The organism is Pararhodobacter sp. (assembly GCF_034676075.1).
Classification (GTDB): Bacteria; Pseudomonadota; Alphaproteobacteria; order Rhodobacterales; family Rhodobacteraceae; genus Pararhodobacter.
In genome coordinates this window covers 1-10,947 of the sequence record NZ_JAUCCQ010000135.1, presented here as the reverse complement: position 1 = coordinate 10,947, position 10,947 = coordinate 1, and the positions used below count along the sequence as shown (strand labels likewise).

The window sequence follows — 10,947 nt, the reverse complement described above, 5'->3', positions numbered from 1 at the left end:
AGGGTTTTCCACCCTCCTTGAAAATCCTCCCGAGGATATTTTCAGAACGAAGATGGGGTGGTTGACGGGTCCCGGGGCGGCGTGTTCCCTTCGCCCGATGCGTCTTGTGCTTGCCTTTATCCTGCTGCTGGCGGCTCCGGCCCGGGCGCAGACCTGTCTGCCCGTGGATCTGCCGCCGGTGGCAATCTGCAGCGGGACGCGGCTGCGGCTGGCAATCGTCGGCGATGTTCTGGTGCATGAGGCGCTGGCGGTGCAGGGCTATGCCAGGGGTTTCGGCACGATCTGGGGCGCGACCGAGCCTTGGCTCCGGCGCTCGGATCTGGCCATCGCCAATCTGGAAGGGCCGGTGGCGCCGGGGCTGACGGCAGACGGCAGGCACTTGCCCGATCCGGGGCCGGTTTTCGACGGGCGGGTCCATACCGACTATCCGCGCTTCAATTATCATCCCGCGCTGCTCGCCGATCTGGCCCGGGCCGGGATCGACGTGGTGACGACGGCCAACAACCACGCGCTGGACCGGGGCAGCGCGGGTGTCGGTGCGACGCTCGCGGCGCTGGAGACGGCGGGGATCGCGGCGGTGGGCGGCGTGGCCCCGGGCGGGCCGCGCTGGCAGCCCTTCAGGCTGCGGACCCGGCTGGGGCCTTTGTCGCTGATCGCCTGCAGCTTTTCCACCAACGGGATCGCCGATCCCGGGCGCCAGATCCCGCGCTGCTACGGTGACCGGGCCGGATTGCTGGCCGCGGTCCGGGCCGAGGTCGGCGCGGGCGCGGGCGTCATCGTGCTGCCGCATTGGGGACAGGAATACCAGACCCGGCCGGACGGCGCGCAGCGGGCGCTGGCCCGGGATCTGGCCGCCGCCGGGGCGATGGCGGTGATCGGTACGCATCCGCATGTGCCGCAGCCCTGGGAGGTGCTGGACAGTCCCCTTGGCCCCACGCTGATCGTCTATTCCACCGGCAATTTCATCGCCGCCCAGCCGCCGCTGGACCGGGCCACCGCGCCGATGGTCTGGCTCGACCTCTGCCGGGGCGCCTCGGGGATGCGGGTCGGGGGCGCGGCCTATCTGCCGATGCAGATGAGCTTCGAGCGGGGGCCGGTGTTGACCCTGCCCCGCCCGGGCGACGGCGCGCGGGCCGAGGCAGGTCTGGCGCTGCTCGCACGGCTGATCCCGGGGCGGGCCCTGTCGGCCGAGTGCCGCAGCGTCGCCCGCCCGACTGCGCCGCCGATCCCGCAGGACCGGCCCTGAGCCCCTTCAGCGGCGGACCATCAGCGCCGACAGCCCGTGGAAATGGTAGGTCGCGGCGTAGCTCGGCCGTCCCTCCAGCCTGAGCCCCGGGCAAAGCTCGAACAAAACCGGCAGGGCGCGCAGCATTTCCAGCCGGGCGAGCGGCGCTCCGACGCAGAAATGCAACCCCGCACCGAAGGAAAGATGCGGCTTGCCGGGTCGCATCGGATCGAACCGCCCGGGCGCCTCGATCACCGCCGGGTCGCGGGCGGCGGCGGCCAGCATGACGCCGACCTGATCGCCCGGTTCGAAGACATGGCCCATAACCTCGATCCGCTCATAGGCCCAGCGGGTGAACATGTGCAGCGGCGGGTCCCAGCGCAGGATCTCCTCGACCGTGCCCTCGCGCTTTTCGGGCGAGAGCCAGTCCTGCGGCCCGCCCTGCGACAGCAGCGCCGCCACGCCATTACCGATGGCATGCACCGTCGCCTCATGCCCCGCGTTCAGCAGCAGGACGCAGGTCGAGATCAGCTCATCGGTCGAGAGTTTCTCGCCCGCCTCCTCGGCCGCGATCAGCGAGGTGATGAGGTCATCGCCCGGCGCGCGCCGCCGCTCGTCGATATAGGCGCGCAGGAAAGCGGCGAACTCGGCGCTGGCCGTGGCGGCGGCATCCTCCATCGCCCGGGTCCGCCCCGCCTGATACATGCCGACCATGGCATGCGACCAGGCCAGAAGCTGGTCCTTCATGCCCTCGGGCACGCCCAGGAGCCGGGCGATCACCACCACCGGGATGACCTCGGCGAAGGTTGGCAGCAGGTCGAAGGGGCCTTCGGGGAAGTCCGCGATCAACGCGCGGGCCAGCGCCTCGATCTCGGGCCCCATGCCTTCGATCCGCCGGGCGGTGAAGGCGCGCAGCACCAACGAGCGCAGGCGGGTGTGGCGGGGCGGCTCCAGCTCCAGCATGGAATGCGCCTCGATTGCGTAGAAGGGCGCGGTATGGGGGGCGATGGGGCGCTGTTTCTCGACCGGGACCTCGCGGCCGAAACGGCGGTCGCGCAGGATCTGGTTGGCCGCGGCATGGCCGAAGACGCAGGGCATCGCGTAATCCTCCCACCAGACCACGCGACCGGCGGCGCGGGCGCGGTCATAGAACGGATAGGGGTTCTGGACGAAATCGGGATCGGTGGGCGATTGGCTGAGGCGTTGCATGGGTCTTCCGGAAGGCTGAGGGCCGGACGGTGCCCGCCGCCGCCGCCGAGGTCAAGCAACCGCCCGGCGTGGCAGGAAAGAGCGTCGCCCGGTTGAACCCTTACGCGACGTCATCCGTCTTACCCGCATGAGCATTCCCCGTCGCCATCCGGCCCCGCCCCCGCCCCGGTCGCACTCCGGTTCGCTGCCCCTTGCCCTGCCCGCCCTGTCCGTGAGGGGCGCCATCGTGCTGCTGGCACTGGCGCTGCTGGCCGGTCTTTCGGTCATGGTGCCGGTCCGGGGCGAGGTGCTGGGCCTTGCCAGCGGCATCGCCGGGGTGCTGGCGGTGGCGCTGATCGTGCCCGAGCCCGAGCGCCGCCCGCTGCTGGCGCTGGGCTGGGGCGCGCTGGCTTTCGCGCTGCCGGTGGCGCTGGTGCTGGCCCGGCCCGGGCTGCCGCTCGGGCTGGGGCTGGCCTGTGGGGCGGCGGGGCTCTGGGCGCTCTTCTGCCTCACGGCTGACCGCGCCCTGCCCCGCCTTTGAACGTCAGACTTTCGCGGATCAGACTTTCGACAGGGCGTCGAGCACCCGCACCCAGCTGCGGATCCCCTTGTGATAGGCCGAGAGGTTGTATTTCTCGTTCGGGGAATGGATCTGGTCGTCGTCCAGACCGAAGCCGATCAGCATGGCGTCCATGTCCAGAAGGTTCTGGAAATACCCGGCAATCGGGATCGAACCGCCGCAGCCGATGAAGGCGGCGGGCTTCGGCCATTCGTCGGAAAGCGCCTTGCGCGCCGCCTCGAAAGCCGGGTTCTCGATCGGCATGGTCGTGGCGGGGCTGCCCTCGGGGTCGTGGATCGCATAGCTGCAATCGGCGGGCAGACGGGCGGCGACATGCGCCTCCAGCGCCTTCAGGATCGCCTGCGGGTCCTGCGTGCCGACCAGACGGAAGCTGATCTTGGCCATGGCCTTGGACGGCAGCACGGTCTTGAACCCGGCGCCGGTATAGCCCGAGGTCATGCCGTTCACCTCGCAGGTCGGGCGCGACCAGACCATCTCCAGCACCGAGCGGCCCTTTTCGCCCGCCGGAACCGAGAGGCCGACGCCGCCGAGGAAGCCTTCGGCGTCGAAACCGAGGTTCTCCCATTGCGCCTTTTGCGAATTGGAGAGTTCGGGCACACCGTCGTAGAAGCCTTCGAGCGTGCAGGCGCCGTTCTCGTCATGCAGATCGGCCAGCACCTTGGCCATGACATGCGCGGGGTTGCGTGCGGCGCCGCCGAACATGCCCGAATGCAGGTCCTTGTTCGGGCCGGTGATGGTCAGTTCCAGCTTGGCGAGGCCGCGCAGCGCCGTGGTGATGGCCGGCGTTTCCGGGTCGAACATGCCGGTGTCGCAGATCAGCGCCAGATCGGCCTTCAGATCCTCGGCATGGGCCTTCATGTAGGGCACGAGCGAGGGCGAGCCGGATTCCTCCTCGCCCTCGAAGAACATCGAGACCTTGATCGGCAGGTTGCCATGGACCGCCTTCCAGGCACGGCAGGCCTCGACAAAGGTCATAAGCTGGCCCTTGTCATCGGCGGCACCCCGGCCGCGGATCACCTTGCCGGCAGGCGTGTCCTCGACTTGCGGGTCAAAGGGGTCACGGTCCCAAAGGTTCAGCGGATCAACGGGTTGCACGTCGTAGTGACCATAGAAGAGGACATGCATCGCCTCGTCGGCGTCGTTGTCGTCGTCATGGGCCACGACCATGGGATGGCCCGGCGTCACATGCTTGGCCGCGTCGAAGCCAAGGTCTGCCAGCTCGTCGACCAGCCAGTCGGCAGTGCGGTCGCATTCCGCCTTGAAGGCCGGGTCGGTCGAGATGGACTGCAGGCGCAACAGGCCCATCAGCCGCTGAAGCGACTCCTCCAGATGGGCATCGACATGCGAAAGAACGGGGGTAACGGCGTCGGAAGTCATGGGAAATCCCTGCTGGTTGCCCGGTCACCCTAGTCCCGGCGCCGCGCCGAAGTCCAGCCGGGCCGCACGTAGGGAAAGACCGCCGGAAGCCCCGGCCTTCAACCGAATGTGTGCGGCCGGAACGCCGCGCAAGGGGCTGCACCCCCTAGGCAAACCCGATATAGGAAATCATCCCGCCTTTCCGAGGAATCGCCCATGTCGCACCGCTCCGTTTTCGTCCTTGCCAGTGTCTTCGCCGCCCTCGCCCTGCCCGCCGCGGCCGACCCGGTGGACGCGCGCGCCGCCGCCGGGCAGCTTTACGCCGCCGATGCGGTCGAGGTGGTGCGCCACGACATGCCGGGCCTCTCGGCGCAGGAGACGGCGGCGCTGATGAGTGTGGCGCAGACCCAGCGCTATTATGCCGCAGTCGCCTTCGCCCCCGATGCCGGGATCATGGCTGAGCCGACCGTGCTGGCCGCCAATTACCATTCGCCCGAGGCCGCCCGCGCCGCCGCACTCGACGGCTGCAACGGCCGCCGCCAGGGCGGACGCGCCTGCGCACTGGCGCTGGAGGTGCGGCCGCAGGGCTGGCAGGCCCGCGCCCTGATGCTGTCGGCCGATGCCACGCAGGGTTTTGTCGACCAGTACCGCGCCGCCACCGGCAGCCGCGCTTTCGCTGCGTCGGGCAGCTCGGGGCAATGGGGAATCGGCCAGGGCCGCAACGCCGCAACCGAGGCGATTGCCGCCTGCCGGGGGGACAGCGCTGTTTCCGATTGTGCCGTGGTGATCGCGGATTGACGGAAAAACATGCGAATGCGACGGGGTGCGACACTTTTTTGAATTGATCCAGGTCATGGTTCTATCGCATTCAAACATGCATAGAACGCCCAGCTTTCGATTTGGGCCCGACAATCGCCGCCTCGATATTGCTTCGACCGGGACCCAGCAGGACGCCAGGAGAGACACTTGACCTACGATTCCGCCCTCGACACCGCCCTGCAACGCCTGCACGACGAAGGCCGCTACCGCACCTTCATCGACATCGAGCGCAAGAACGGCCAGTTCCCCCACGCGGTCTGGACGAAAGAGGACGGGACGCAGAAGGACATCTCGGTCTGGTGCGGCAACGATTATCTGGGCATGGGTCAGCATCCGGTGGTGCTGGCCGCCATGCACGAGGCGCTGGATGCCACCGGCGCCGGGTCGGGCGGCACGCGCAACATCTCGGGCACCACGGTCTACCACAAGCGGCTCGAGGCCGAACTGGCCGATCTGCACCAGAAAGAGGCCGCGCTGGTCTTCACCTCGGCTTATATTGCCAATGACGCGACGCTGTCGACGCTGCCGAAGCTCTTCCCCGGCCTGATCATCTATTCCGACGCGCTGAACCACGCCTCGATGATCGAGGGCGTGCGCCGCAATGGTGGCGCCAAGCGCGTCTTCCGCCACAACGACGTCGAGCATCTGCGCGAATTGCTGGCCGCCGATGATCCCGCGGCGCCGAAGCTCATCGCCTTCGAATCGATCTATTCGATGGATGGCGATTTCGGTCCGCTCGAGGCCTTCTGCGACCTGGCCGACGAATTCAACGCCCTCACCTATCTCGACGAGGTGCACGCGGTCGGCATGTACGGCCCCCGCGGCGCCGGCGTGGCCGAGCGTGACGGGCTGATGGACCGTATCGACATCATCAACGGCACCATGGCCAAGGCCATCGGCGTGTTCGGCGGCTACATTGCCGCAAGCGCGAAAATGGTTGACGCCATAAGGTCTTACGCGCCGGGCTTCATCTTCACCACCTCGCTGCCGCCGACCGTCGCCGCGGGCTGCGCCGCCTCCATCGCCTTCCTCAAGACCGCCGATGGCCAGGCGCTGCGCGACAAGCAGCAGCTGCATGCGCGGATCCTGAAAATGCGCCTCAAGGGGCTGGGCCTGCCGATCATCGACCACGGCAGCCACATCGTGCCCGTGCACGTCGGCCATCCGGTGCATTGCAAGCTGATTTCCGACATGTTGCTCGACCGTTACGGCGTTTACGTGCAGCCGATCAACTACCCGACCGTGCCCCGCGGGACCGAGCGTCTGCGCTTCACCCCCTCGCCGGTGCACGATCCCAAGGAAATTGACCGCGTCGTCGCCGCGATGGATCAACTCTGGTCACATTGTGCGCTGAATCGCGCCGAGCTCTCCGCCTGACAACGCCTTACGCTTCAATTGGTTCGCAGGATCTGCTAAACCTGTGATCAAGAGGTCGTTACGAAGCGACTCGGACCCCGTTCATCCCGACGCGGTGCGAGACTTCGGTAAAAGCGACCCGAGAAGAGCAGGCGGTCAAGGGACGGGGCAGATGATCTGGCGCAAGGAACAGCCTCCGGCGCAGCACGATGAAAGTCCACGCGGGTTCGATGATTTCGAGCTCCGCCTGGGGGACGTCCTGCGCGGTGAGAGGGCAACACTCGGCAAGTCGCTTCTGGACGTGCAGCGCGAGCTGCATATCCGGGCGACCTATATCGCCGCCATCGAGAATGGCGATCTTCATGCATTCGAAACGCCGAGCTTCATTGCCGGGTTCGTGCGCTCCTACGCGCGCTATCTCGGCATGGAACCCGAATGGGTTTACGAGCGCTTCTGCCTCGAGCACGGCTTCCAGGTCTCGCACGGGATGTCGGGTTTCGCGAATTCCGCGCCCCGCCAGCCGCGCCCCGAACTGGTCGAACAGCGCGGCGGCGCCCTGAGGGGCGTCGGCATCCTGCCCGATCCCGAGCCCTTCTGGCGCCGGATCGAACCCGGTGCGCTGGGGTCGGTGACCGTGCTGCTGGCGCTGATCCTGGGCCTTGGCTACGCTGGCTGGACCGTCCTGAAGGAAGTGCAGCGCGTGCAGGTCGCCCCGGCCGATGTGGTTCCCCATGTCGCCAGCGACATCAACCCGCTCGCGCCCGAGATGCGCCACAGCTCCGGCGCGCTGGCCGCGAACGAGACCGACCCGCTGTCGGGCGCAGGCTCCGCGCCGCTGCCCACCGTGACCGGCACCCAGACCGCGAGCGACGAGGCCCCAGCGACCGGCGCCGAAGGCCGCGTGCGGATCGCCCGGGCACCGGCGCTTGACGTGCCGGTCCTGGTGCCGCGCGACGGACCGATCGCCGCGATCGTGCCCAACACCGCGATGCCGGTCGTGACCCAGGCCAGCGCCGGGGCCTCGACCGATGCCGCGGTGATGGAGGCTCTGGCCGCCTCGACCGACGCAACCGCCCCGCAGGTGGTCGGCGCCGGTCCCGATACGGTGGAACTGCTGGCCGTGCGTCCCTCGTGGCTGCGCGTCCGGGCCGCCGACGGCACGGTGATCTTCGAGCGCATCCTCGACGCAGGCGAGCGCTACACGATCCCGCAGACCGACCAGCCGCCGACCCTGCACGCGGGCAACTCGGGCTCGGTCTATTTCCTGATCAACGGTCAGGCGTATGGACCGGCCGCGCCGGGGGCCCAGGTGGTGCGCAACGTGGCGCTCGATGCGCAGGCGCTGCGCACCGACTTCCAGGTCGCCGATCTGGGCCGCGATCAGGACCTCGCCGTCTTCGTCGCCCAGCTGCAGCAGTAAAGATCCCGACATCCCTCCAAGGCCCGCGCCTCCCGCGCGGGCCTTGTGCGTTTGCCACATTGCCCTGCTCCGCCCGCTTGCTTATCTCAGGGGCAGCTCCGAACGAGGATCCCGTCCCATGTCGCTGAACCCGATCCGTCCCTGGCGCAACATCGAGCGCCGCAAGTCGCGCCAGATCATGGTGGGCCGCGTCCCCGTGGGGGGTGACGCGCCGATCTCGGTGCAGACCATGACCAATACCGACAGCTCGGACGTTAAGGCGACGCTGGCCCAGGTCATCGCCGCCGCCGAGGCCGGCGCCGATATCGTCCGCGTCTCGACCCCTGACGAATCCTCGACCCGGGCGCTGCGCGAGATCACCCGCGAAAGCCCGGTGCCGATCGTCGCCGACATCCATTTCCACTACAAGCGCGCCATCGAGGCCGCCGAAGCGGGCGCGGCCTGCCTGCGCATCAACCCCGGCAACATCGGCTCGGCCGACCGGGTGCGCGAGGTGATCAAGGCCGCCCGCGACCACGGCTGCTCCATCCGCATCGGCGTCAACGCGGGCTCGCTGGAAAAGCACCTCCTGGATAAATACGGCGAGCCTTGCCCGGATGCGATGGTCGAATCCGGCCTCGACCATATCCGCATCCTGCAGGACAACGATTTCCACGAGTTCAAGATCTCGGTGAAGGCCTCCGACGTGTTCCTCGCCGCCGCCGCCTATCAGCAACTGGCCGAGGCCACCGACGCCCCCATCCATCTGGGCATCACCGAGGCCGGCGGCTTCGTCTCGGGCACGGTGAAATCGGCCGTGGGTCTGGGCAACCTGCTCTGGGCCGGGATCGGCGACACGATCCGCGTCTCGCTGTCGGCCGATCCGGTGCAGGAGGTGAAGGTCGGCTACGAGATCCTGAAATCCCTGGGCCTCAGGACCCGCGGCGTGCAGATCATCTCCTGCCCCAGCTGCGCGCGTCAGGGTTTCGACGTGATCAAGACCGTCGAGATCCTGGAAGAGCGCCTGTCCCACATCAAGACGCCGATGAGCCTGTCGATCATCGGCTGCGTCGTCAACGGCCCGGGCGAGGCGCTGATGACCGACATCGGCTTCACCGGCGGCGGCGCGGGCTCGGGCATGGTCTATATGGCCGGCAAGCAGGACCACAAACTCTCGAACGAGCGGATGGTCGACCATATCGTCGAACTGGTCGAAAAGCGCGCGGCCGAGATTGACGCCGCCGCCAGGGCCAGCGAGGCCGTCTCCGGCTGACCCCGGCGCGGCGCCGCAATGACGCCGCTTTTTTCCGTCAGGCTGACAAAAGAACGCCGCGAGAGGGAGGTCTCGCGGCGGGAACAGTGGACCGGCCGCAGGGAGGTGCGTCCGGAAACGGGAGTTGAAGATCAGGCATCGGCCCGGCCCTTCATGTATCGGCATAACCGTTGCATCCGCATCAAGCCTTGATCTGGATCAAGCGCCGCCGCAAAGATTCCTCGCTCCCGTTATCCGGCGATTAACTGCGTTCCCTCACCCTGAGGCCCAGCAGAACGGAATCGCCATGACCCAAGAGCTCGCGCCTTTCTCCTTCGACGCGCTCGCCGCCGCCGCGGCCGATCCGCCCCCCACGCATGCCCATGCCCCCTCGGGCCGCAAGATCCCGGCCCTGACCGGCAAGCAGAAGGCGGCGATCCTGGTGCGGCTGCTGATCGCCGAAGGGGCGGATGTCAAACTCTCCTCCCTGCCGGAAGAGATGCAGACCACCCTGACCGAAACGATCGCCCAGATGCGGCTGGTCGACCGCGACACGCTCAGCGCCGTGGTCGGCGAATTCGTGGAAACGCTGGAACAGGTCGGGCTCAGCTTCGCCGGTGGCCTCGGCGGCGCGCTGAAGGCGCTCGACGGCAAGCTCAGCCCCGGCGCCAGTTACCGGCTGCGGCAGAAAGCGCGCGACGGCATCGACCCCTGGGAGCGCATCGCCCAGACCGACTCGGCCACGCTGCTGACGGTGCTGGAGCCCGAAAGCGCCGAGGTGGCGGCGGTGGTCCTGTCCAAGCTCACGGTCACCAAGGCGGCGGAATTGCTGGGCAAGATGCCGGGCGAAAGGGCGCGGCGCGTGGCTTACGGCGTCTCGCTGACCGAAGGGATCGCGCCCGACATGGTCTCGCGCATCGGCACCTCCATCGCGCGGGAGATCGACGGCAGGCCGTCGCGCGCCTTCCCCGCCGCCCCCGCCACACGGGTCGGCGCCATCCTCAATTCGACCTCCGCCATGGTCCGCGACACGCTGCTCACCGGGCTCGAGGAAGACGACCGCGATTTCGCCGAAGGGGTGCGCAAGGCGATCTTCACCTTCGCCAATATCCCCGACCGGGTGAACCCGCGCGACGTGCCGAAGATCCTGCGCGAGGTGTCGCAGGCCGACCTGATCGTCGCCCTTGCCGCCACCCTGCCCGCGCCGGACAGCGCCGACGGGCAGGCCGCGACCTTCCTTCTGTCGAACATGTCCCAGCGCATGGCCGCCACCCTGCGGGACGAGGCCGAATCGCGCGGCCGGATCAAACCGAAAGAGGCCGAAGTCGCGCTCTCCGCCGTCGTCACTGCTGTCCGCAACCTGGTCGAGGCCGGCGAGATCACCCTGCGCAGCGACGAGGACGAGTAAGGCAGGCGGGGCGGCCCGGCCCGCAGCCGCAAAGAATGCGCAAGCCCCGCGTTCCGCTGACAATGGTGCGCTCGCTAGGGTGTCCTTAGGGATACCCGCCGGCGATCCCCGTTCGCCTTCCGCCAGCAGCGGCATGCCTCGCCCAGGCGTGCCTCGGCACCAAGTCAGGCCGCCCCCTGCGGCTGGCCGCTGCCCAGCGGACCGCGCCTCAGCCAGCCTCGCGATGGACGCACCCGCCCGCCTGCCTCACACCACCTGCCCCGCCGCCCAACCCGACGACCAGGCCCATTGGAAATTGTACCCGCCCAACCAGCCGGTCACATCGACCACCTCGCCCACGAAATAGAGCCCCGGCACCGCCCGC

Annotated in this window: 10 protein-coding genes; 7 read left to right on the top strand and 3 right to left on the bottom strand. The window is 68.4% G+C overall.

Going from position 1 to position 10,947, the window contains the following annotated elements:
* Window positions 1-97 precede the first annotated feature (97 nt).
* Entirely contained in the window at window positions 98-1,246 is a 1,149-nt protein-coding gene (locus VDQ18_RS20610) for a CapA family protein (RefSeq protein ID WP_323022756.1), read from the top strand.
* A 6-nt stretch (window positions 1,247-1,252) separates the two neighbouring features.
* On the opposite strand, the gene VDQ18_RS20605 is transcribed toward VDQ18_RS20610, so the two are convergent.
* Window positions 1,253-2,434: a cytochrome P450 gene (locus tag VDQ18_RS20605; protein ID WP_323022755.1), complete on the bottom strand. Its 1,182-nt coding sequence runs from the start codon at window positions 2,432-2,434 to the stop codon at window positions 1,253-1,255.
* 226 nt (window positions 2,435-2,660) lie between these two features.
* Here VDQ18_RS20605 and VDQ18_RS20600 point away from each other — a divergent pair, with 226 nt between their 5' ends.
* Window positions 2,661-2,954: a hypothetical protein gene (locus VDQ18_RS20600; RefSeq protein ID WP_323022754.1), complete on the top strand. Its 294-nt coding sequence runs from the start codon at window positions 2,661-2,663 to the stop codon at window positions 2,952-2,954.
* A gap of 18 nt (window positions 2,955-2,972) precedes the next feature.
* Here VDQ18_RS20600 and VDQ18_RS20595 read toward each other — a convergent pair whose 3' ends face one another.
* On the bottom strand, window positions 2,973-4,370 hold the full coding sequence (locus VDQ18_RS20595) for a M20/M25/M40 family metallo-hydrolase (protein ID WP_323022753.1): 1,398 nt from the start codon (window positions 4,368-4,370) through the stop codon (window positions 2,973-2,975).
* Window positions 4,371-4,565: 195 nt separating this feature from the next.
* Between VDQ18_RS20595 and VDQ18_RS20590 the strand changes: the two genes are divergently transcribed.
* The 5 genes from VDQ18_RS20590 (at window position 4,566) to VDQ18_RS20570 (ending at window position 10,583) form a co-directional block, all read left to right on the top strand.
* Window positions 4,566-5,147 (top strand): 5-aminolevulic acid synthase, encoded by a 582-nt coding sequence (locus VDQ18_RS20590; protein ID WP_323022752.1) that lies wholly within the window; start codon window positions 4,566-4,568, stop codon window positions 5,145-5,147.
* Between the two features lie 168 nt (window positions 5,148-5,315).
* The gene (gene hemA, locus VDQ18_RS20585; protein WP_323022751.1) at window positions 5,316-6,545 is read left to right on the top strand and encodes a 5-aminolevulinate synthase; all 1,230 of its coding nucleotides are present in this window, start codon (window positions 5,316-5,318) and stop codon (window positions 6,543-6,545) included.
* 151 nt (window positions 6,546-6,696) lie between these two features.
* On the top strand, window positions 6,697-7,944 hold the full coding sequence (locus VDQ18_RS20580; protein ID WP_323022750.1) for a helix-turn-helix domain-containing protein: 1,248 nt from the start codon (window positions 6,697-6,699) through the stop codon (window positions 7,942-7,944).
* 118 nt (window positions 7,945-8,062) lie between these two features.
* A complete protein-coding gene (gene ispG, locus VDQ18_RS20575) occupies window positions 8,063-9,196 on the top strand; it encodes a flavodoxin-dependent (E)-4-hydroxy-3-methylbut-2-enyl-diphosphate synthase (RefSeq protein ID WP_323022749.1) in 1,134 nt (377 codons plus the stop codon).
* Window positions 9,197-9,482: 286 nt separating this feature from the next.
* Window positions 9,483-10,583, top strand: coding sequence for a flagellar motor switch protein FliG (locus VDQ18_RS20570; RefSeq protein WP_323022748.1), 1,101 nt, complete (start codon window positions 9,483-9,485; stop codon window positions 10,581-10,583).
* A 246-nt stretch (window positions 10,584-10,829) separates the two neighbouring features.
* Here VDQ18_RS20570 and VDQ18_RS20565 read toward each other — a convergent pair.
* On the bottom strand, window positions 10,830-10,947 hold a 118-nt coding region (locus tag VDQ18_RS20565), incomplete at its 5' end, for an NAD(P)/FAD-dependent oxidoreductase (RefSeq protein WP_323022757.1).